The 23246-nt window shown below is 53.2% G+C and carries 19 protein-coding genes; 5 read left to right on the top strand and 14 right to left on the bottom strand.

The annotated features are described in order from the left end of the window. Window positions 1–108: 108 nt before the first annotated feature. The gene (locus BN4_RS10160; RefSeq protein WP_173399611.1) at window positions 109–2943 is read left to right on the top strand and encodes a DEAD/DEAH box helicase; all 2835 of its coding nucleotides are present in this window, start codon (window positions 109–111) and stop codon (window positions 2941–2943) included. Window positions 2944–3073: 130 nt separating this feature from the next. Here the strand turns inward: BN4_RS10160 and BN4_RS10155 are convergent, their stop codons facing one another. The 4 genes from BN4_RS10155 to BN4_RS10140 all read right to left on the bottom strand — a co-directional run bounded on the left by BN4_RS10155 (window position 3074) and on the right by BN4_RS10140 (window position 6866). After that, window positions 3074–4417: a glutamine synthetase family protein gene (locus BN4_RS10155; protein WP_015415299.1), complete on the bottom strand. Its 1344-nt coding sequence runs from the start codon at window positions 4415–4417 to the stop codon at window positions 3074–3076. A gap of 291 nt (window positions 4418–4708) precedes the next feature. Next, window positions 4709–5131, bottom strand: a complete 423-nt coding sequence (locus BN4_RS10150; protein WP_015415298.1) for a universal stress protein — start codon at window positions 5129–5131, stop codon at window positions 4709–4711. Beyond that, on the bottom strand, window positions 5128–5745 hold the full coding sequence (locus BN4_RS10145) for a sugar transferase (protein ID WP_015415297.1): 618 nt from the start codon (window positions 5743–5745) through the stop codon (window positions 5128–5130). Before BN4_RS10145 ends, BN4_RS10150 begins: the two co-directional genes overlap by 4 nt. Further along, window positions 5742–6866, bottom strand: coding sequence for a glycosyltransferase family 4 protein (locus BN4_RS10140; protein WP_015415296.1), 1125 nt, complete (start codon window positions 6864–6866; stop codon window positions 5742–5744). Before BN4_RS10140 ends, BN4_RS10145 begins: the two co-directional genes overlap by 4 nt. Window positions 6867–7037: 171 nt before the next feature. Here BN4_RS10140 and BN4_RS10135 point away from each other — a divergent pair, with 171 nt between their 5' ends. Next, a complete protein-coding gene (locus BN4_RS10135) occupies window positions 7038–8036 on the top strand; it encodes a DUF362 domain-containing protein (protein ID WP_231856529.1) in 999 nt (332 codons plus the stop codon). A 103-nt stretch (window positions 8037–8139) separates the two neighbouring features. Here the strand turns inward: BN4_RS10135 and BN4_RS10130 are convergent, their stop codons facing one another. The 10 genes from BN4_RS10130 to BN4_RS10085 all read right to left on the bottom strand — a co-directional run bounded on the left by BN4_RS10130 (window position 8140) and on the right by BN4_RS10085 (window position 16707). Beyond that, on the bottom strand, window positions 8140–10551 hold the full coding sequence (locus BN4_RS10130) for a Lon protease family protein (RefSeq protein ID WP_015415294.1): 2412 nt from the start codon (window positions 10549–10551) through the stop codon (window positions 8140–8142). 129 nt (window positions 10552–10680) lie between these two features. Then, a complete protein-coding gene (gene fliQ, locus BN4_RS10125; protein WP_015415293.1) occupies window positions 10681–10950 on the bottom strand; it encodes a flagellar biosynthesis protein FliQ in 270 nt (89 codons plus the stop codon). 183 nt (window positions 10951–11133) lie between these two features. Continuing rightward, window positions 11134–11904, bottom strand: a complete 771-nt coding sequence (fliP, locus tag BN4_RS10120) for a flagellar type III secretion system pore protein FliP (protein WP_015415292.1) — start codon at window positions 11902–11904, stop codon at window positions 11134–11136. Continuing rightward, complete coding sequence (fliO, locus tag BN4_RS10115; protein ID WP_015415291.1) at window positions 11901–12308, bottom strand: flagellar biosynthetic protein FliO; 408 nt, start codon at window positions 12306–12308, stop codon at window positions 11901–11903. The genes fliP and fliO overlap by 4 nt, the downstream gene beginning before the upstream one ends. Next, a complete protein-coding gene (gene fliN, locus BN4_RS10110; protein ID WP_015415290.1) occupies window positions 12301–12855 on the bottom strand; it encodes a flagellar motor switch protein FliN in 555 nt (184 codons plus the stop codon). The genes fliO and fliN overlap by 8 nt, the downstream gene beginning before the upstream one ends. A gap of 81 nt (window positions 12856–12936) precedes the next feature. Then, window positions 12937–13440 carry a flagellar basal body-associated FliL family protein gene (locus BN4_RS10105; protein WP_015415289.1) on the bottom strand — a complete coding sequence of 168 codons (504 nt, stop codon included), beginning with the start codon at window positions 13438–13440 and terminating at the stop codon, window positions 12937–12939. A 97-nt stretch (window positions 13441–13537) separates the two neighbouring features. Next, window positions 13538–14260: an OmpA/MotB family protein gene (locus BN4_RS10100; protein WP_015415288.1), complete on the bottom strand. Its 723-nt coding sequence runs from the start codon at window positions 14258–14260 to the stop codon at window positions 13538–13540. 2 nt (window positions 14261–14262) lie between these two features. Next, window positions 14263–15084, bottom strand: a complete 822-nt coding sequence (locus BN4_RS10095) for an OmpA/MotB family protein (RefSeq protein ID WP_015415287.1) — start codon at window positions 15082–15084, stop codon at window positions 14263–14265. 31 nt (window positions 15085–15115) lie between these two features. Beyond that, window positions 15116–15877, bottom strand: a complete 762-nt coding sequence (locus BN4_RS10090; RefSeq protein ID WP_015415286.1) for a motility protein A — start codon at window positions 15875–15877, stop codon at window positions 15116–15118. 122 nt (window positions 15878–15999) lie between these two features. Beyond that, window positions 16000–16707, bottom strand: a complete 708-nt coding sequence (locus tag BN4_RS10085; protein ID WP_015415285.1) for a YggS family pyridoxal phosphate-dependent enzyme — start codon at window positions 16705–16707, stop codon at window positions 16000–16002. A gap of 345 nt (window positions 16708–17052) precedes the next feature. Here BN4_RS10085 and BN4_RS10080 point away from each other — a divergent pair, with 345 nt between their 5' ends. From BN4_RS10080 to topA, 3 genes are all read left to right on the top strand, one after another. Then, a complete protein-coding gene (locus BN4_RS10080) occupies window positions 17053–18696 on the top strand; it encodes a glycosyltransferase family 2 protein (RefSeq protein WP_041720933.1) in 1644 nt (547 codons plus the stop codon). A gap of 101 nt (window positions 18697–18797) precedes the next feature. Beyond that, a complete protein-coding gene (locus BN4_RS10075; RefSeq protein WP_015415283.1) occupies window positions 18798–20417 on the top strand; it encodes a glycosyltransferase family 2 protein in 1620 nt (539 codons plus the stop codon). Between the two features lie 231 nt (window positions 20418–20648). Further along, entirely contained in the window at window positions 20649–23066 is a 2418-nt protein-coding gene (topA, locus tag BN4_RS10070) for a type I DNA topoisomerase (RefSeq protein WP_015415282.1), read from the top strand. Window positions 23067–23246 lie beyond the last annotated feature (180 nt).

Genomic DNA, 23246 nt, shown 5'->3' with positions numbered 1-23246 from the left:
CCATGCGTGAGACAATTATATTGATTCACCGAGGCCACCGTACTACCATCCGTCGCTGTGGACAATCCCGTTAATCACTATGTCACCGCTTTGCTCGACAGTGAGCGTATGGCGCATCAAGTGGCACATCATCGCCTTATCAAGGGAACTGATTCCCGCTACGCCGAGCCTCGCCGTCCGTGGTCCGGCGCGATGCGGGGGGCACTTTCCCTGCTCGGTATCGAGACGTTGTATTCCCATCAGGCAGAGGCTGCCGACTCTGTTCGGGCCGGACGTCACGTGGTTGTGGCGACGCCCACGGCGAGTGGCAAGACCCTGACCTATAATCTGCCGGTCATGGAACACTGCATGGCCGACCCCGAAGTCAAGGCGCTCTATTTATTTCCCCTCAAGGCGTTGGCTCAGGATCAACTCAAGGGATTCAATGAACTGGCGGCCCTGCTGCCCGAAGACCGTCGGCCGAATGCAGCTATCTATGACGGTGATACCACACCGCATTTTCGTAAGAAAATCCGAAACTCGCCACCCAATGTGATTCTTTCCAACCCGGAGATGGTGCATCTCTCCATGTTACCCCATCACGCAGCGTGGGCGGAATTTCTGGCCGGGCTGAGTTATATCGTCGTGGATGAGGTTCATACGTATCGAGGTGTCATGGGGTCGCACATGGCCATGGTTTTCCGGCGGTTGCTCCGGCTGTGCGAATATTACGGAGCGCGTCCGACATTTATTTTCTGTTCGGCCACCATCGGCAATCCGGTGGAGTTATGCCATATGCTGACAGGTCTTGATGTCCATCCCATTCTCGAATCCGGGGCTGCCCGTGGTGGGCGGCACATGGTTTTCCTGAATCCGGATGGGTCTCCTGCCCAAGTGGCTATTCAGCTTCTTCAGGCGGCGCTGGCCCGTGATCTGCGAACCATTGTCTATTGCCAGTCGCGCAAGCTGACCGAGCTTATCGCCATGTGGGCCACGGAACGTAGCGGGCGATTTAAGAGCCGGATATCCGCGTATCGGGCCGGATTTCTTCCTGAAGAACGGCGCGAGATCGAGACGCGCATGGCTGACGGCGATCTGTTGGCGGTCATCTCCACATCGGCTCTGGAATTGGGGATCGATATCGGTGGGCTGGATGTCTGCATCATGGTCGGCTATCCGGGATCGGTCATGGCGACACAGCAACGGGGCGGGCGAGTTGGTCGGAGTCAGCAGGAATCCGTGGTCGCACTCGTGGCTCAAGAAGATGCTCTGGACCAATATTTCATGCGCAACCCCGAGGACTTTTTTGCTCGTCCTCCTGAATCGGCCATGCTCAATCCATACAATCCGGTGGTCATGGATCGGCATCTCATCTGCGCCGCTGTGGAACTGACCATGCGGCGCGGTGAAACCTTCCTCCGGGAAGACGCCGTGGCGCAAAGGGTGGAAGAGTTGGTAGCTCACGGGCATCTTTATGAAGTGGTCGATGACCAGCCGGGGCACCCTGCGGAGATCGTTTCTCATCGCAAGCGGCCTCATCGGGATGTGGACCTGCGCGGAGCTGGTCAATCTCTGCACATCGAGGACAATACCGGCGGTGCCGGGGGCAAGGCTCCGGTCATTGGGACCATCGATGAACATCGAGCTTTCCGGGAGGCGCATCCCGGTGCGGTCTATCTGCATCGAGGTGCCACGTATGTGGTGGATGATCTCGACCTCGGAGCTAAGGCGGTACGCACTCATCGGCAACGCGTGGGGTATTATACGAAACCGCGTGGCAACAAGAATACTGAAATTCTCGAAGTACTCGGACAGAAGGCATGTTTCGGCACCCGAGTCTATTTTGGCAGGGTCAAGGTGACCGATCAGATCACCGGATATGAAAAACGGTCGGTGCGTGGTGGGAAGTTGTTGGGAATTACTCCTCTGGACCTGCCTCCTCTGGTGTTCGAAACCGAGTCCATCTGGTTTGAGATAGGGCACGATGTTCGCCGTCGTTGTGAAGAGGAATTCATGCATTTCATGGGTGGGATTCATGCTTTTGAACATGCGGCCATCGGCATGCTTCCCCTGATGGTCATGACTGATCGCAATGATCTCGGTGGTATTTCCACCCCCATGCATCCGCAGGTGGAAGGTCCGGCGGTTTTCATTTATGATGGGATGCCAGGCGGGGCGGGCTTGTCCCGACAGGCCTATGACAAGGCTGACGAATTGATACAGACGACCCTGCGAACCATCGAGGACTGTTCATGCGAGCTGGGTTGCCCGTCCTGTGTCCACTCGCCAAAGTGTGGTTCCGGTAACCGGCCCATCGATAAACGCGCCGCTCAATTCGTTTTGGAAGCGATCCTGTCCGGTGACCCAAAAACGATAGAACCCAAGGAGATTGACGTGAATCTTCCCGGTATTGACCTCAAGAAGCCTGCCCCGGCCCGCTACGGTGTCCTTGATATTGAAACCCGCTACTCGGCCGAAGATGTAGGGGGATGGAACCGGGCTGATCGCATGGGGGTCTCCGTTGCCTGTCTGTATGACTCCGATGGGGAAACCATGCATGATTATGAACAGGACAGGATGGATGATCTTGTTGACCATCTCAAGCAGTTTGACCTTGTCATCGGGTTCAATCATGTCAAATTCGACTATGCCGTGCTTGGCGGTCTGCATCCGTTCAATTTTCGCGGGCTGCCCAATCTCGACCTGTTGGTAGAGGTCCATAATCGCTTGGGCTATCGGCTCAAGTTGGACAATATAGCCCAAGCCACTCTTGATGTGGGGAAATCCGCCGACGGGTTGATGGCTTTGGCCTGGTGGAAGGAAGGACGACTGGATTTGATCACTGAGTACTGCCGCCAGGATGTGGCAGTGACGCGGGATGTTTACCTCTACGGCCGTGAGCATGGCCATATCTTTTTCACGAACAAGGCCGGTCAAAAAGTGAAACTTCCCATTGACTGGTAACCAGGGTTTTCTTTGCAGAATGTTCGTCTGGCCTGTGGCCTTGATTGCGCTTGTTTTTGATTCTTCAGACATGGAAATACCCCCGAGAATTGATGTTCTCGAGGGTCTTTCCAATTATTGATTCGGCTGGTTAGAGAATAGGCAGATACTTGTCCAGTTCATACTCCGTGACCTGTGTGCGGTATTCATCCCACTCGGCAATCTTGTTTTCCACCAGAGCCGTATGCAGGTGCTCTCCGAGAACTTCCTTCATGAAGTCGGATTTTTTCAGGTTCATGGCCGCTTCATGCAGAGATCCCGGCAAAGCCTTAATCCTGTTTCGTTTGAGCTGGCGATCATTCATGGCGAAGATGTCGTCTTCAACCGGGTCTGCCAGCTTGTAGTTTTCTTCCATTCCCCTGAGACCGGCTGCAAGCTGGACTGCGAAGCAGAGATAGGGGTTGGCAGCCGGGTCCGGGCAACGCAATTCCATGCGAGTGGCTGCTTCCTTGCCTGGTTTGTACATGGGGACGCGGACCAGGGCAGAGCGGTTGCGTCTGGCCCAGGCAATATACACAGGGGCTTCATAACCGGGGACGAGGCGTTTGTAGGAATTGACCCACTGGTTGGTCACGGCCACGAACTCGGGGGCGTGTTTCAGTATTCCCGCTATGTAGGATTTGCCTTCGGCAGAGAGGTGGTACTCGTCAGAAGCGTCATAAAAGACGTTTTTGCCGTTCTTGAACAGGGATTGATGCACATGCATGCCGGACCCGTTTTCACCGAAAATGGGCTTGGGCATGAAGGTCGCATAACAGCCGTGTTTCCGAGCAGTCTCCTTGACCACGACACGGTATGTCATGGCTGTGTCGGCCATTTTCATGCCTTCCTGATAGCGCAGGTCGATTTCGTGTTGAGACGGCGCAACTTCGTGGTGGGAGTATTCCACCTGAATGCCCATGGCATCCAGGGCGAAGATAATGTCGCGTCGGATATTGTTGCCCAAATCAAGAGGTGGTGCGTCGAAGTAACCGCCTGCGTCGAGAATTTCGGTGTCCTGATCATCGGCAAACAGGAAAAATTCAAGCTCGGGGCCGACATAGAAAGTATAGCCTTTTTCGGCAGCCTGTCCCATGACCTTTTTCAGGACGAAACGGGAATCGGCCTCGAACGGCGAACCGTCGGGGTTGACGACATCGCAGAACATGCGTGCCACTGGTTTTTCGCTGGGTCGCCAGGAACATATCTGAAATGTGGTCGGGTCGGGCATGGCAACCATATCGGATTCATCGATTCGGCAGAAGCCGAGAATGGAAGACCCATCAAATCCCATGCCTTCCTCGAAGGATGCCTCAAGTTCGTTCGGGGTAATCTGGAAGCTTTTCAGGGTCCCGAGGATATCCAGGAACCAGTACTGGATGAAGCTGACATCGTAGTCTTTGACGGCTTTCATCACATCATCGGCGTTCTTGCAGTTGAATACCGGAATGCTCATATCTTTCCTCCAAATAAAATTAGGGGTTTTCGGCAAGAGAAGTCACGCGGTCGGTCGTGACACCGTTCTTTCATAAATGGAAACAGAAAGAATGTACACGTATTGACATGAAGCTCACAAGAGAAACGACCCGAAAGATATGAAAGTGGTGGTGTGTCATCCTCGAGAGCCTGTCACGAAAACAATGTCCCCTGGCTTTCACAGTAGGGAAAAGCCTTGGAGGGTAGTCTGGAGGTGCCGGACGGACCTGGCAGAAAAGCGGGGAATCATGCGTGAAACCCCGCCGGTGAGCTACTTGACGACCAGAACAGGGAGAGGAGTAGTGTGGAGCACCTTGTGGGTCGTTGAGCCGACAATCAGACCTTCAAGGTCGGACTTGCCCTTGGACCCCATGACAATGAGGTCGCATTTTTCAACTTTGGCTACATTGTCAACGACTTCCGCAACTTCTCCGCCGATGATCAGGTCCACGAAGTCGATGCCGTCGGCATCAAGTTGGGTACGGTATTGTTCCATGAGGGTCTCTGCCCCCTGGGTCAGGTAGTCAAGCAGGTCATCCGCATTGGGTTTTCCAAGTCCCACGGGGACCGGCCTTCGGATATGCAGCAGAACGATGGAGGCATTCTTGTCCTTGGCCAGACTGATGGCCATGGTCACGGCCGAGTCAGAGTGCTTGGAACCGTCAACGGGAACAAGGATTCTGGAGATGTTCATGAGCTTTCCTCCTTTTTTCCCGGAGCATCGGTGCCCATGAATTCTTCCATGGTGGCGTGTCCGGGCTGGCAGACGTCCTCTCTTTTGAAAACAGAGCCGATGGTCAACCAAATGATCTTGATATCCAGTGTAACTGATTGGTGGTCTATGTACCAGACATCATATTCAAATTTTTGTTCCCATGAGAGGGCATTGCGTCCGTTGATCTGTGCCCACCCGGTAATGCCCGGGCGAACTTCGTGCCGACGGGCCTGGAACGGGGTGTACCGGTCCAGGTAATGCATGAGCAGGGGGCGTGGTCCGACAAGGGACATCTCCCCCCTGAGCACATTGAGAAGCTCCGGTAATTCATCAAGCGATGTAGAGCGCAGGAATCGCCCGAAGGGGGTTAACCTGTCACAATCAGGCAACGGAACACCGTCCGGACCGGAAAGATCGCGCATGGTGCGAAACTTGATGATTTCGAAAGGCTTGCCGTGGCGTCCCGGACGTATCTGACGAAAGAACACCGGACTGCCGAGCCGGATGCGGACCAGCAGCGCAACCAATACCATGAACGGCCAGAATATGATCAGGGCGAGGAGGGTGATTCCGAGATCAAGGCATCGTTTCATAGCAGGCCCATGAAGGATAATATGGAGTCGTTGACCAGATTCACGTCGTATTTTTTTTCGGCCAAGGCACGGCTCGCCGCCCCCATGGGACCGCACAGCGCGGGGTCTGTTATGAAACGTTCCATGGCCTGACCCAATGCTTCATCATCTTTTGGCGGCACCAGAAATCCGTTTTTCCCTTCAAGAACGGTTTCGCGACAGCCCGGAGTCTTGGTGGTGATGATCGGGCGGCCCATACTCATGGCTTCCAGTATCGAGCGGGGGGTTCCTTCCCGGTAATAGCTGGCGAGCACATATGTTGAGGCGTTGGCTATTTCCGGCCGGACGTCTTCCACCCCCGGACAGATTTCCATGCCCTGCTGACGCCATGTTTCGATTTCGGCTGGCGGAATGGTATCCGCTCCTTCTTCCTGAGGCCCGACCAAACGGAATGTGGCCTCCGGGTGACGTGTTTTCAGGCGTATGGCGGCGCGAGCATATTCTCGAATCCCTTTTGTCCCGAGGAGTCGGGAGAGGCAGAGGAAGTGTGGGGTTTCAGGGAGAGGAGCTGGTGCATATTCCTCAAGGTCCACCCCGGATCCGCCCACGACTGTGGTGGCGGCATGGCTCGGCAGGACTTTGAGCTTGTGGAAAAAGGTTTCATCATCAGGGTTTTGAAAGATGACTCCATCGCATGAGCGCAAACCGGAGCGATACATCCCCTTGGCTATGTTGAACAGCACACGCCGTTTCAGACCACTGTCCTCGGTGAAGGCGTAACCCAGTCCCGTGACCATGGCGAAGACCTTTTTGGGGTGTCCGACCCAGGCCATGCGAGCTGCGAGGGAGCCGTAGACAATGGGCTTGAAAGTATACGAGAGAACCATGTCCGGCTTGATGCGGTAGAGGACCTGCTTGAGATGGAGCAGGGAGCCAAGGTCAGAGAATGGGTTGAACCCGCGACGGTCAAGGGGGATCATGGAGTACTCCACTCCCATGGCATCGAGCTGTGGAGTGACATCGGGCATGTGAAAAGGGGCCAGAGCGTGGACCGTATGCCCCAATGAGACAAGCCGTTTCAGCAGTGGACCTCGGAAATTTATGAGCGACGGAGCATATCCGCCGATGACGACTATTTTCATGTTCAACCGTGGGTTATGATGTTTATCGCCCTTTCCTAACAAAAAGAGAGGCGGTTTGGGAACAGGGAAGCCATTTATAACCTGGTGCGTCTTTACAGGAAGTCGGGGGGACCGTTAATAAGGGGATGTGGAGGTGGAATTATGACATCTCGGGAGTTCTTATATGGGATCATGGGAAGACGACGGTGTTTGCGGATTCTTTGTATACTTGGCAGCGGTCTGCTTTCCGGTGTCGGATTTCCCGTGCAAAGCGAGGCAAAGGTGAAGAAATCTCGCGTTGTTCTCATCAAGACGGAAAACCGCAGGCAGGGGATAGAACAGGCCATGGCCGAGTTCGACCTCTCCTCCTACGCAGGGAAAAAAATCGCTCTCAAGGCGAACTATAACAGCAGTGACCCGTTTCCAGCCTCAACCCATCCCGAGGCATTGCAGACGGTGCTGGAAGTATTGGGAAATGCCAGTTGCGGTCCCATTGTGTTGGCAGAGCGGAGCGGCATGGGGACGACTCGGGCCGTTTTGGAAGACCTCGGTGTTTTCAGGATATGCGAGGAACACGGTGTTGAAGTCGTGGTCATGGAGACGTTGAAAGAAGCTGACTATATTCAGTTTCAACCGGAGGCCAGTCATTGGCGGCGGGGCTTTTTGCTTGCCCTTCCTTTTTCCTGGGCGGACAAGGTCGTCCAGATATGTTGCCTGAAGACCCATCAGTTCGGTGGTGATTTTACCATGTCGCTCAAAAACGGTGTGGGGGCCATTGCCAAATATGATCCGGCGGATGGTTACAACTATATGCAGGAATTGCACGGGTCTCCGAAGCAGCGAACTCTTGTTGCCGAGATCAGTCAGGCTTTTCACAGTGATATTATCATTATGGATGGTACAAAGGCATTTGTCACCGGGGGACCGCATACTGGGCGTGAAGTTGCTCCCGGCGTCATTGTGGCAGGGACAGACCCGGTGGCCGTGGATGCGGTAGGTGTGGCAATCCTGCGGCTGTATGGAACGACCCCGGCGGTTTCTCGCGGGAAAATTTTTGAGCAGGAGCAGATTCGGCGAGCTGCGGAGTTGGGGATCGGCATTGCAAGCGCCGCACAGATTGAGCTTGTTCCCAAAGGGGCAGGAAGTCAGGATTTTGCGGATAAAATCAGGAAAATCATGATGGAAGGGTAGGGTTTTGGGATTCCTTGGACAGCGTGATAGAACGGTTTATCAAGACAATACGGCCTCACATCCAGGATGCGAGGCCGTATTGTCTTGGACGGGAAAGGACGGTTTATGCTTCTTTGCCTGGTGCTGCAAGCGTACCCAGTTCGGCGAGCCTGCGGTTGACTCTATGATAGAGAGAGTTTGTAGGATATTTTCCGTGTCTATTTGGTTTTCCGCATCGCATGCCTGTGAGGATAAGCATTGCTTCCTCAATGGTCTTGACCGGGAATATGGTGAATTTCCCTTCGGCAACAGCCTGGACCACCTCATCCTTGAGCATTAGATTGACCACGTTGTCGGCAGGGAGAATCACTCCCTGATTTCCTGTGAGTTTCCTGCGACGGCAGACTTCGAAAAACCCTTCGATTTTACGGTTGACACCGCCGACGGCCATGACTGCACCGGATTGGGAAACTGCTCCGGTAAAGGCATAGGAAAGGTTGATCGGCACACCTGACAACGCCGAGAGGAGGGATGCCAACTCCGCTCCTGATGCGGAGTCTCCGTCAATGCCGCCGTAGGATTGTTCGAAGCAGAGTGAGCCGGTGAGGACGATGGGTTTGTCTTGGGCGAACAGACGTACCAGATAGGATTTGATGATCATCATGCCTTTGGTATGGATCGGGCCACCCATCTGCGCTTCGCGTTCCAAATCAAGAATGCCGCCGTGTCCGACACCCACTGTGCAGGAAATCTGATGTGGCAAACCGAATTCATAGTCGCCGAATTGAGTGACGGACAGACCGTTTGCGCGTCCCACAGCTTCGCCCGAGGTTTCCACCTTGATGACCTGCCGGTCATAGTCGGTCATGAACTCTTCTTCGTAGAGATTGACACGATAGTCCTTGGCATAAACGGCATCGGCCAATTCAGGCAGGCCGACAGTGTTTTTGCCAGCCATACGGGCCATGGCAGACGCTTCGATCATACGTTCGCGAATCAGGGGGACATAGAGTGAAATCCGCTTCTGGTCTTCAACCAGGCGGGAAGCGAAATCCACCAGACCGGCCAAGGCTTCACGGGTAAATGGCAGGGTTTTGGCTTCGCGAGCCGTTTGCCCTATGACGTATAGGTAGCTCTTGATATTGGCAGCCGTGCGTGGTGCGGCGTGCTGAAGGTGCGCCTTAAGTTTGAAATATTTGTCGAAACGATCATCGTTGTAGAGAAGCATCTCATAGTGTTCGTCTGTGCCGATGAGGATGATCTTGATATCCAGATTGACGGGCGCGGGCTGAAGAGTCCGGGCACGTACCTGGTCCGGGTCCACCGGGTCCTCAATACGAGATTGTCCTGAACGCAGGGCGCGGAGAAGGCCTTCCCATGAGTTGGGATTGGAGAGCAGGTCTTCAATGTTGAGAATGAGAAAACCACCATTGGCCTTGTGCAGGGAGCCAGCTTTGATCAAGGAAAAGTCCGTGTACAAAGCACCCATTTCAGCTTCGCGTTCAATGGAGCCGAGCAGGTTGAAAGCCGTGGGGTGATCCTCCACGACCACCGGCGCGCCCTTTGTTTTGCCGTTGTCTACGAAGAGATTGATCTCAAAGCGGTTGAAAAAATCTTCTCCCCCCTGCATTCCCTCGGGAAGCAACCCTGCAAGGGATGAATCCTTTGGCATGAATTGGTCGACATTCTCCACAACCTCTTCCACAAGAGCCTCGAAATAATCGGTCAACCCTTCAATGGTCTTGAATTTCTGGCTTACTGATGAAAAGCATTCTTCCATGACCATTTTGGCCGTTTCCCGATGGAGATCGGTTTCGGAGTCGCGCATTTCCACTTCATTTTGATTGACCTGGCGCAGGATGGAACTGACTCGTGCCAGCAGGTCTTCGCCTTTGGCCTTCAATTCTTTTCGCTGAGCCGGTTTGAACTTGTCGAAATCCTTGTCCGAAACAACTTCACCGTCCACGATGGGGGAAAGCGTCAAGACACCGTCGTCATCCAGGCTCAGACTGAAGTTCTCTTTTTCAGCCGTGGCATCCATGCGGCTAAAAAGTTCTTCACGTCTGGTATTGAATTTCTTGACCATGCTTTCGTGTTTTTTCTGGAAGGCATCTTTTTCAAAGCGTGCGGGAATTTCCTGACGAATCAAGGTCATGGCCTTGTGTTGGGCCTGTTTGAGTTTGCGTCCCTGTCCAGCGGGGACGGCGAGGCAGGTTGGACGATCGTTGTCTTCAAAATTATGCAGAAAAATCCAGTCACATGGAGCCGGACGTTTGGCAGCTGCGGGTTTTAGGAAGGATTTGACGAAATAGGTCCGTCCCATGTTCGGTTCACCTGAGACATAGACATTATGCTCATTCCCCGGAATCTCCAGGGCCAGGGAAAGTGCCTGGATCGCCCGAGGTTGAAAGCTGGGGTAAGCATTGCGGGCAGGGATTTTCGAGCTGTCCGCAAAGGGAACGCGTTCCGGGGACAGGGATGCGCGCAGCTTGGCTGGGGAAAGTCCTTGGGCCGGCAAAGGGGTCATTTTCTTCATCAGGTACTCGTGAACGTTGTTATGGGGTCAATTCGCCGCAGAGAAGAAGGTACGTGTTTTCCTCATGCTTGTCAGCATCTTGAAAAAGGGGAAAAAACGTCGAGAAGGGGAGAAGCGACAAGGATTTTTTTATCGTATATAATTGGGAAGATTGAGGAAAAGATTAGTTGTATACGTCATCATTTTATCCATTATCCATGGGAATGCAATGAGCAGGGCCACAAAGATCGCCACGATTTTGGGAACCATGGTCAGGGTCATCTCCTGAATCTGCGTGGCAGCCTGAAGGATCGAAATGAAGATTCCCACCACCATGCCGATGCCGAGCATGGGCAAAGAGATGATCAGTGTCATCTCAATGGCCTGTCTGGCAAAACCGACAACAAATTCTGGCGTCATGGGAGATTCTCCATAAAAAGACTCTTCAACGAATACGTTACGAAAATTAAAGTCCTGTCCTGAACACATGCCTGTCGGGTGAGGCTTTTTGCTTGTCTGTCAAGGGTCTGCCTGAAGGACGTCTGCTCCGAGTACCGTAGTGTATCATGGCGCACCACTCCCTGGGAAGGCCGTTTCGTGTGACTACTGAAACGTATTGACCAGCGATCCGATGAGTAGATTCCAGCCGTCGATCAGAATAAAAAGTAGAATCTTGAACGGCAGGGATATCATGACCGGCGGCAACATCATCATACCCATGGCAAGCAGGATGGAGGCCACGACCATATCCAGGATAAGGAATGGAATATAAATAAGAAAACCGATGGTAAAACCTGTCTTCAGCTCGGAAATGGCAAAGGCAGCCACCAGCATCAGGGTGTTGACCTCCTCCTTGTTTTTCGGGCGGTCTTCCTTGGTGATGGAATAGAAGATGGACAGGTCCTTTTCTCGGGTGTGCTTAAACATGAATTCCCGGATGGGAACCTGCGCCCGGTCCAGGGCTTCCTGGAATTGGATTTCCTCATTGAGATAGGGTTGCAGGGCCGTGTTATTGATGGCCGTGCCCACGGGGGCCATGATGACGACGGTCATGAAGATGGCCAGTCCCGCCAGAATCTGGTTGGGAGGCATCTGCTGGGTTCCCATGGCTTGGCGCAGAAAATGGAAGACAATGATGATGCGGGTGAATGAGGTCATGGTCAGCATGATGGCCGGGGCCATGCTGAGCACGGTAAGAGCAAAGAGGATTTCGAGCAGAGTCGAGATGTCGCCCGGCTCGGCTTGCCCGGCAGCCAGTTCCATGGTCAGCTTGGGGATGCTCGGAGTCTGTGCCTGGGCCAGCAGAGGGAGCAACAGTGTTGCGCCGAGGGCGAGCAGGAAAATCGTCAGGCGTTTTCCAGTGACCCTCATCATCCTTGCTCCTCATTCCTTTTGGTTCGTTTCAGTATCGCGGCAAATGTTTTCGGGGCGGGCCGAGGGTCTTCCTCGTTTGTGCTTTGGTCTGCATCAAATTCCTTGAGCAGTGATATACGCTCTTCGGTAACGCCTATGACCAAATCCGTTTCCCTGTAGCGAATGACGGCCACACTTTGTCGATTACCCAGCATCAGGCGGGAGACGAGTCGGGGAGCCGCCTTGCCACCCTGGGTGCTCATTCCGTGAAACCCCAGTTTTCTGAGGAGCCAGTATGCCAGAAAAATGACCCCGAGAAGCAGACAGAGATATCCCAACGTGACCAGAATGGTCTGTCCGGTATCAGCGACCGGGAGATTCATGGGACTTACTGCCGAGGCATTGGTGCCAAGGAGGTTATCCAAGTTGCTTCACCCGTTCGATGGGGCTGATGATATCCGTCAGCCTGATACCGAATTTTTCGTTGATGACAACGGCTTCGCCGCGCGCAACGAGCTTGCCGTTGACATATATTTCCATTGGTTCGCCAGCCAGTTTGTTCAACTCGACAACCGATCCCTGCCCCAACTGGAGCAGTTCGTTGATAAGTAGCTTTGTCCGGCCCAACTCGGCAGAGACTTCAAGCGGAATATCGAGAATGAAGTCGAGATCACGCTTGCCGCTTGAACTTCCGGCCTTGGCGTCCGGTCCCATATCCGGCAGGTCGTACTCGTGTGTCTGGGTGGAGAGAAAAGCCTGTTCCTTTTCGTGCTTCACCTCATCCTGCTCGGAATCAGCCAGGGCGGCTGCCCATTCGTCGGCAAGAGATTCTTCCTCGTTGCCCACGTCTGCACTTCCGGCATCAGCCGGGTCAGTCACGTTATCCAGCCCTGCCAATGGGTCATCTGAATCACCCCCGTCCAGCAGTGCGTCCGCCCATTCCTGTGCCAATTTATCTTGATCGTCGGCCATGTCGCTTACCTCATGAAAACTTTGTTCCTGTCACCGCCGTCAAAAGCAGGACGGCCCGCATTAACTTATGCAAAAGGCGTGCTACTGGATAACCATCTCGGTGATATACACGCGAAGAACACTGCCTTTGCCAAGTATCTGGTTGAGTCGATCAGCCACTTCCTGCTTGAGTTCCACCTTGGATTCTATGCTGGAGAGCGATTCATAAGTTTTGCTGGACAGGAGGAGCAGCAGCGTATCCTTGATCTTGGCCTCATACTTGGTCAACGCCGCCTGTGCCTCAGGGTCGCGAACTTCGACCTCCATGCCAAGCTTGAGATACCTGCGCCCCAAGGGGTCAGCCAGGTTGACGAGGAACACGGGCAGTGGGGTCAGGGTTCCTTCCAGTGATTCCAGAGGAGCCTGCTCATCCCCTTTGTCGGCAGCCTGTTGTTCACTGGCTGCTTCTTCCTCCGGGGCGGCAAGAAACATGGTATATCCGAAATAGCCGCCGACACCGAGGGCGATGAGCAGAACGGCAATAATGATCCACTTGAGCATTCCGCCCTTTTTCTTTTCTTCCTGTGGCAATTCTTCTTTAGCCATGCTGGCCACCTTTATTTTCCGTTTGACTTGTCAGTTCATAGCCCGATTTCCTCGGGTTTTCCAGACAAAGTTTAGACAGTCCCTTTGGGGGAGGTCATCAATAGCCGCCGATGGGTCGGGCTGTTTTCAAAAGTATTTCGACCCGCCGATTCATGTCCGACGCGGCCGGTCTGCCCAGATCATCCCTCACCGGGGCACTGTCTCCATAGGCAGACAGGGAGAATCGATTGTTTTCCACTCCGGAGGATACCAGATATGTCAGGACTGACAAAGCCCGATCGCCTGAGAGTTCCAGCGGCGTTTGTGATGCCTCCGTGGCGTCCGTATATCCTGCGATGTTGATCGGTGCTCGGGTCTGGGTCATCATTGGTATCAGTCTGTTAATGACGAATTGTCCTCGGGAGGAGAGTTCGCTGGAACCGGGGGCAAATAATAATTTGTCCGTGAAGACCAAGGCAACGCCGTCAGGTTTCGCCAGGACTTCAAGATTGTCATTGAGGTCTGATTTCTCGATTTCTTCGGGAAGCTCATCATCCGGAAAGAGCAGATCCTTGAGGCGTTGTTTCTTGTCGAGAACTTCCCATGGCCGTTCCATAAGATCGATTATGAGCCGTTCCTTGGCATTGACTCGGCCTGAACCGCGTTTGTCCAGCAGGCCGAGATCGGCCGTGTGCAAGGTGACACGAGTCAGGACGGAATTGTCCATGGAGGACATTGTCAGCAACAGAACGAAAAATGTCAGCAGCAGTGTGACCAGGTCGGAAAAAGTGACCAGCCAAAGCGCGAGAGGCGGACAATTTTCTTTCTTTTTTCTGGCCATGGCTACTCCAGTCCTGCCGGTGGCCTGAGATCAAATTCAAAGCCGTCGATATCCAATGTGTCCGGCGTGTTCCGGGGTTGGGGGGCAATTTGGCGGACGCGTTCGCCCGCATCCAGACTGCGTTTGTCGAGCACAATATCCACGCGCCGGTTTTTCGCTCGGTTTTCAGAGGTATTGCGCGGGTAATAGGGAGCATACTTCCCGAAGGCTTCAACCTTGAGCATCTCCGGGCGCATCCCCTGTTCCAGAAGGTAACTGTAGACAGCCAGGGTTCTGTCCAGGGAAATTTTCCATGACAGGTCCGGGGTTTGGGTGTCATCGCCCGGTTCATAATTATTGCCCAATTCATCACGAAGCTCTGTTGTGTGCCCGGCCAGAAGCAGGGGGAATTGGACCTGGGCAAAGACAGGCATGAAGTCCTTGAGCAGAGCCTGCCCCGCGTCGGATAACTGTATCCCCCCAGGGGGGAAAAGGAGACTGGAATTGATGGAAAGAATCTGAACGAATCGATTGGATCGGAAATTGATATCCTTGTCCACATTTTCCCATTTGAGTTCCTTGAGCGGTTCGAGGTCTCCGCTGTCGATTGGCCCCGGTTCAACCGTGCGCCGAGTGTCTGTCTTGGAAAAAACCTCATAGCTGGCGTCCTGCCAACCGAAAGTTCCGATGATGGAACCGAGGGCAACGAGCTTTCTCCGCGAGTCGATCTGCGACATGGAAACCAGGAGCACAAAAAAGGTCAGCATCAGCGTCATGACGTCTGAGAACGTGATCATCCAGGGAGGCATCTCCTCACAGATCAGTTTTTGTTCTTTTTTTGCCATGCCATTCTCACAGGTACGGGTGAGGGACTTGTTAGTCCGAGGAAACTCTGTCTTTGGGCGGAAGGAAGCTGTTGAGCTTTTCTTCTATGATACGGGGATTTTCACCTTTGGAGATGGACAGAATCCCCTCCATGATCATTTCCCGCAGGAGCGTTTCTTCTTTGCTGCGCGCCTTGAGTTTGCCTGCCATGGGATTGAAGACGAGGTTGGACAGGATCGCTCCATACAGGGTGGTGAGCAAGGCCACAGCCATTGCCGGGCCGATGGAAGACGGGTCCGACATGGTTTGAAGCATCTGTACCAGCCCGACAACCGTGCCGATCATGCCCATGGCCGGGGCCAGCGTACCAAGGACAGCCACGACGTCCGCCCCGGTCGCGTGGCGTTCGCTGAGGTAAGAGACCTCGGTTTCAAGGATTTCCTGAATGGTCTGCGGTTCCAGACCATCCACTGTCAGTTGCAAGCCTTTGCGCATGTATTCATCGTCTATTTCCTTGATCAGTGGCTCCAGGGACAGGATGCCTTCGCGACGGGCGCGGTTGGCGTAGTCCTTGAACTGTTCAATGATATTCACGGGTGATTCAAGATTTGAAAAGAAGGTGTTCTTGATAACGCCGATGACACCGATGACATAGCCCATGGGATAGTTGACCATGGCCGCGCCAAGTGTCCCGCCAATGACGATGAGAAAGGAGGGGACGGAAATGAAGATGATCAGACTGGAGCCGGATAAAATAGCCGAAACAACCAGACCGAACGAAAGTACAATGCCGATTACAGTTGCGAGATCCATACGGTTTCCTCAGACTGGTCGGGCAATTTCGTCCGAGTCTCGTCCGTTGAGACGAAACCCGAAGCCATGTGCTTCGGACGCGGCGATCACCGATCAGCCCCGGACGTTTTCCAACCCAGTTGTTATACCTTGGGGGGTCTCACCCCGAAAATACGCGTGCCTATCCTGACCAGAGTTGCTCCCTCTTCCACGGCCGGGATGAAATCTCCTGTCATCCCCATGGAGAGGTGTGGCAACCTTGCACCAACCTGACTTTCCACCATGTCCTTCAACTCGCGAAGTCGGGAAAAAACGGGTCGTGCGCGTTCCGGTTCATCAAAAAAAGGTGGCAACGTCATCAACCCAACGAGGCGGATGCCTTCCATTTCCATGACAGCCTCTGCCAAAGAGGGCAGTTCTTCAACCACAATCCCGGATTTCTGGACTTCTCCGGCGATATTCACCTGAATGAGAATATCCTGAACCGTCTCCTGCCCCAACGCTTTCCGGGAAAGGGCCTGGGCCAGCTTCAGCGAGTCAACACTGTGAACAAGCCCGAATTTTCCGGCCACAAACTTTGCCTTGTTGGACTGCAGGCCGCCGATGAAGTGCCAATTGACCTTCAGGTCAGCCAGGGTTTTCTGCTTGTCCACGGCCTCCTGCACATAGTTCTCGCCGAAGTCAACGTGTCCGGTTTCGGCGAGCGCCCTGATGTCACTTGCCGGGTGGAGTTTCGAGACCGCCACCAGAGTGATGTCATCGGGAGTACGTCCCGCTTTTTTTGCCGCCTCAGCCAACTCTTCCCTGACCAGAGTGGTCCGCTCAGCCAGTTCATTTTTTCTGTCGATCATAATATTCAACAAGTCCGGGCAGTAAGCTCTTCCATCTTATCGGCCCGTTTTGCATTTAGTTTAATGAATTAATGAAGAAAACGCACATTCCTTGCGCTGTATAAACATATATCACGACTCTATTCAATGTAACTACCCGATTTTTTGCAAAAAGCACATGATAGAAAAAAGGTGCAATTTTTTCAGATCATTAACTCTAGAAATAATCTATAGCCGCTGTAAAGGAACAAAAGAAGAGGCATCCTCAAGCCCCTGGTGCCCTTGTCATGATGTCCGACTGCGTGGCATAGGGAGAGACAATCACCCTTGATGACATCACCCGGAGCGAGCAAAGGCGGTCCCTGCATGAACGAACAGTATTTTCAGATTTACCAATACGGCATGGCAGCGCAACTCAAGGAATTGACCCTTGATGAGATGGTCGAGTATGTGTTGAATCATCTCCATAATTTCCTGTTGGATGAGTCGGTCAGCTTCTGCTTCATCGAACGGTTCGCCAATGATCCCGAGACCGGAAAACATACCCAGGCCACCCGTGCACTGCTCTATCTGCTCGACAAAGCCCTTCAGCTTCGTCCTTTCAGGCCGGGCTTACTGGGTGCGGTCGTGAAATTGACGGGCAATACCGCTGCGCAACAACGAATGGACCTCATCGCCGAACGAAATCTCGACAAAGAGATATACGACCAGATTTCAGGATTGGACATCAAAAAGGATGCGGAAGATGTCGCCACCTTCATCGCCCAACTGATCAAGGCGCACCCGGATCATATCGCGGCCGCCCAGTTCGCACTGACTGTCGATCGTCACCTCGGCATCCCCTACGGTCACTGGCGCGATGATTTTGTCTGCCCCCAGGCCATTCGGCGCGATTGGGATATTGCTCTTTTCAACCACCATGCGTCCTTGTGTGATTATGACAGCGCGAGGAAAATCTGGGATTCCCTGCATATGGATATGGTGCGGGAGACTTCTCTCAACATGGCCGCAGAGATGTTCATCGCGTCCGGCGATAGAGCCAAAGGGATCGCGCTTTACAAAGCGTCACTCGAACAGGACCCACGCCAGACCCCGGTGCGGTTGCGGGTGCGTGAATTGGAGCACCCCTTTCAGCCGGATGCCTCCCTCACGGATTCCAGTTCGGTCTCCATATGTCTCTATTCCTGGAACAAGGGGGAAATCCTCGGGCAGACCTTGCAGAGTCTGAGCCGGTCCAATATCGGTTCAGCCACGCTTCATATCCTGCTCAACGGGTGTACGGATGACAGCCGCGCCATTGTGGATGCGGCGTGTCCCCTTTTCCCGAACAACAAAGTGGTTATTCACGACTTGCATGTGAATATTGGCGCACCGGCTGCGCGGAACTGGCTGATGCGGTTGCCGGAGGTGCAGGAGTCCCAGTATATTGCTTTTCTTGATGACGATGTGACCGTGCCGGAAAACTGGTTGGCCTCCTTCCTGACTGTTGCCGAACAGGATGACTCCATCGGCGTGGTCGGGTGCAAGATTGTCCATCCAGGCATGCCTTCACTCATCCAGTATCTTTTCCGTTATGTGGCCATTGCGGATCACGGCTTGTTAAAGATGTCCATTCATTCCCCACTGGGTTCCTATGATACGCACTCCTATGATTACATTCGGGAAACTCGCAATGTCATGGGATGCCTGCATCTGCTGCGGACCAGTGCCGTGAAGAATATCAAGGCCGGGTTTGATATCCGGTTCTCTCCATCCCAGGTGGATGACATCGATCATGACATTGCCGTCTGTCTCGAAGGGCATAAGGTGATGTATTGTGGTTTGGTGACTTGTGTTCATCATCAATCAAGCGGTGTCAATTTCAAACGAATCAATGACAATATCGCGGCAACCGGGAGCACAATGGGGAATGATATCAAGTTTTACTTCAAGCACCTGGAACACATGCACGCTGTCAAGGCTCTTGATAATCTGTCCCTTGACCTGGGGGTACGATTGCCGGAATTCTAGGGAGCAGCATGCCCGAGGAAGGGCGTTTGCCTCCTTTGAAACATTTATTTTCTAAAGCTCTCCTGAAATGTGCCGAAAACACTTCATGAGAGGTACGAACAATGAATGAGAATTATTTGAGGCTGTTTCAATTGGGTTTACCGGCACAAATACGGGAGATTCCCCTTGATGAGTTGCTTCGGTATATCCACAACCATCTCAATTCATTCCTGATTGATACATCAGGGGGAGCCTGTCTCATCGACAGGCTTTCTGCTGATCCTGCCATCAACCACTCACCGGAAGCCCAGAAGATGCTTTTGTATCTCATGGATAAAATACTTCAACTCTGCCCACTCAAACCGGGCTTCCTTGAGTCCACTTTCCAGCTCACGGGAAATCCGATGATTGAAAATCGGCTCAAGTTGGTCCAGTCTACCAATGAGTCCGCCGAAACCTACACATTGATAGAAAATCTCAAACAGGATGAGTCCGAAGAAGTACTCGGGTATCTTTCGCAACTGCTGAGCGCCCATCCAAACCATGTCCCGGCTGCGCAGCATGCTCTGTACATAGGCCAGTTACTGGGCAGGGAACCGGGAGAGTGGATTCATCAGTTCAAACCTCCCCTGCCTCTCAAACAGGAATGGGACATCCTGCTTTTCAACCATTATGCATTCCTCGGAAGCATGGATAAGGCATGGTCATTGTGGCACAAGCTCAGACCGGCTCAGCTCAGAGAAAGCTCGCTCAACATGGCTGCGGAGATGTTTGTTTTCAAAGGAGAAATTGATCAGGCCGTGGCTTTGTATGAACAGTCGTTGGCTATGGATCCGTTACAGGGACCGCTTCAATCCCGCGTGCGGGAACTTCGGTCGCCATTTCAGCCGGATCATTCCTTACTTGCCAGTTGCCGGGTCAATATCTGCCTCTATTCCTGGAACAAGGCGTCCCTGCTTCGTCAGACATTGGAAAGCCTGAGTCAGTCCGATATCGGTCCGGCTCGCATTGATATCCTGCTCAACGGGTGCACGGATTACAGCAGGGATGTGGTGGAAGAGGCTCGGGCATGGTTTCCTGAGAATGAGATTATTCTCCATGACCTGCATGTCAACATCGGCGCTCCCGCCGCTCGGAACTGGTTGCTGGGGTTACCTGAAATTCGGCAATCGGAATATGTGGCATTTCTTGACGATGACGTGACTGTGCAAAAAGACTGGCTGTCCCAGTTTCTGACTGTGGCAGAAAGAGATGCGTCCATTGCTGTGGTGGGCTGCAAGATTGTTCATCCCGGAACACCGGCCATGCTTCAGTATCTTTACAGGCATGTTGCCGTGGCAGACCACGGTCTGTTGCTCATGAGCAACGACACGCCCTTCAAGCATTATGACATCGGCACCTATGCCTTCATTCGGGAAACTCGTAATGTCATGGGCTGCCAACACCTGCTCAGAACCAAGGCTCTCAGGGACGCGCCGCATGGTTTTGATATCCGTTTCTCTCCGTCGCAGATAGACGATATCGATCACGATCTTGCCATGTGCCTTGCTGGTCATAAAGTCATGTATTGTGGCACCGTGACCTGTGTTCACCATCAAAGTAGCGGAACCAACGTCATAAGTCGTCCTACTGATAACAGGGCGTTTTCCAATGCCCTTGGTAATGATATCAAATTTTTTTTCAAGCACTCGGAGCATCTGGATGCACTCAGGCAATTGGATTGTCTGAGTCTTGAATTGTAATAGAGTACTTGTATCATTGCTTATTAGGTGCAGATGTGCTTCTTTTCGGATGGATACGAGAAGAAGCACTTTTTTATCGATGGATTGAGTGGACAATCATATTTCGCCCATTATCTATATAAGAAGGGTTGACGTGCCGCTGAATAAATGTGCATAGCACCCCCCTCGAAACAAACTAAAAAAGCCGTCCGGCTTGCCATGGGCACGGTAAAGCGGCTATGAGTTCCGACTATGTCAAAAGATTTAATCATCGTTGAGTCCCCCGCCAAAGTGAAGACCATCAGTAAGTTCCTGGGTAAGGACTATATGGTCGACGCCTCTGTCGGACATGTCCGCGACCTGCCAACCCGCGACCTCGGTGTGGATGAAGAAAATGACTTCGCCCCGCAATATGAGGTCATCAAGGGCAAGGAGGAGGTCGTCAAACGCCTGAAAGCCGCCGCCAAAAAAGCGGATACCGTCTATCTCGCACCTGACCCCGACCGCGAGGGAGAGGCTATTGCGTGGCATGTTGCCGAGCTTATCAAGCCAGTCAACAAGAAAATCCGACGTATTCAGTTCAACGAAATTACTGCTCGAGCAGTCAAGGGAGCTCTTGAGGACGCACAGGAACTCAATGAGAACCTGTTTGACTCCCAGCAGGCGCGTCGAATTCTTGATCGCCTGGTTGGTTACAAGATTTCTCCGATTCTCTGGAAGAATGTCAAACGCGGAATTTCCGCAGGGCGGGTTCAGTCCGTTGCCCTCAAGATTCTGGTGGAGCGGGAGAAGGAGCGCCGCGCTTTTCGGGCCGATGAATACTGGCCGTTCAAGGTGTTGCTGGAAGGTTCCACTCCGCCACCGTTCTGGCTCGATCTTCACAAGCTGGAAGAGAAGGCCGTCAAACCGGGCGTCAATCACATCGGTACCCAGACCGAGGCCGAATCTCTTCAGGATGCTTTGGAGAATGGAGAATTCGTGGTGGATTCCGTGCAGGAGAAGCAGCGCAAACGTTCGCCTCTGCCGCCATATATTACCTCGACCCTGCAACAGGACGCCAACAGGCGTATGGGCTATTCTGCCAAGCGGACCATGTCCATTGCCCAGCGTCTCTATGAAGGTGTGGAGCTTGGCAAGCGTGGAACCACGGCTCTCATCACCTACATGCGTACCGATTCGGTGCGCATTGCCAAGGACGCGCAGGATGCGGCCAGGGAATTGATTCTCGACAAGTTCGGTGACGATTATTATCCGCCCAAAACACGGCACTTCAAGACCAAGGGGAGCGCCCAGGACGCGCATGAAGCGATCCGTCCCGTTGATGTCTCCATCACGCCTGATGACGTCAAATCCTATCTTCCGTCCGAACAGCACAAGCTTTACCGATTGGTCTGGCAGCGCTTTGTAGCTTCACAGATGGCTGTTGCCACGTTCTGGGATACCACCGTTCTGGTCAAGGCTCCGCGCACCCAGTGGCGGGCCAAGGGAGAACGTCTGCTCTTTCCCGGTTTCCTGGCTGCCATGGACAAGGGAAGCAGTGATGGTGATACCGAACTACCCAAGCTGGCTGAAGGCGATATCCTCGCCCTCAATGAGTTGAAAAAGGAACAAAAGTTCACTCAGCCGCCGCCACGGTATTCGGAAGCATCGCTCGTCAAGACGCTGGAGGAACTCGGTATCGGCCGTCCTTCGACGTATGCCGCAATTATTTCCACACTGCTCGACCGGGAATATGCCCGTCAGGAAGAAAAGCGTTTTGTTCCTACCGAACTGGGTTTTACCGTCTCCAACCAGCTTTCCGAGCATTTCAAGGCTCTTATGGATGTCGGGTTCACCGCACAGATGGAAAATCTGCTTGATGATGTGGCCGCAGGCAAGCAGGACTGGGTTAAATTGCTCAATGACTTTGGGGGAGATTTCTATCCGACCCTCGACAAGGCCCGGACGGAAATGGCCCGTTCTCAGCAGGAAACCGAAATTGTCTGTGAGAATTGTGGAAAACCCATGGCCATCAAGTTTGGGAAAACTGGGGAATTCCTGGGGTGTACAGGCTTTCCATCCTGTCGGACAATCAAGAATTTCACCCGTGACGAGCAGGGGGCTATCCAGATAGTGGAGCGTGAGAAGCCGGAAGAAACCGGCGTTAAATGCGACAAATGCGGACGTCCCATGGCCATCAAGCAGTCCAGGCGGGGTGAATTCCTCGGCTGCACGGGCTACCCGGATTGCAAGAATATCGTCAATTTTGAGCGGGATGAAAACGGCAAAATCAAGGTCATTGAGAGCGAAAAACCCAAGGTTGTCGGCACCTGTCCGGAATGCGGGGGGGAATTGCTTCTCAAGAAGGCCCGGACAGGCTCCCGTTTTATCGCCTGTTCCAACTATCCTGACTGCACCTATGCCGCGCCTTTTTCGACAGGGGTTCCCTGCCCCAATGAGGGGTGTGAAGGGGAGTTGGTTGAAAAGTCATCGCGCCGGGGCAAGCTCTTTTATTCCTGCTCCACCTATCCCAAGTGCGATTATGCCGTCTGGAATTGGCCTGTCAATGAGCCATGTCCCAAGTGCCAGCATCCTATTCTGACCCGAAAGACCACCAAGGACAAAGGGGAACATATCGCATGCCCCCAAAAAGGGTGCGGATATACAAGGGAAATGGACGCAGAGAAATAAGCACGCCTCTGACGGGTTCTTGCTTCGTTCAAAAGGGCGAGTGGGTACCCACCGTTACGAATGGAAATAAAAGACCTGATGCTTCGAGTATGAAGCATCAGGTCTTTTGTCTGGCGCTGAGGTCCGGTGAGGCGGAGCGCTGATGACGGATGGTTTCATGCAATGTGCCGCCGTTGCCCT

Origin of the sequence: Pseudodesulfovibrio piezophilus C1TLV30 (genome assembly GCF_000341895.1) — a bacterium.
Classification (GTDB): domain Bacteria; phylum Desulfobacterota; class Desulfovibrionia; order Desulfovibrionales; family Desulfovibrionaceae; genus Pseudodesulfovibrio; species Pseudodesulfovibrio piezophilus.
This window is presented reverse-complemented; position numbering and strand designations above follow the sequence as displayed.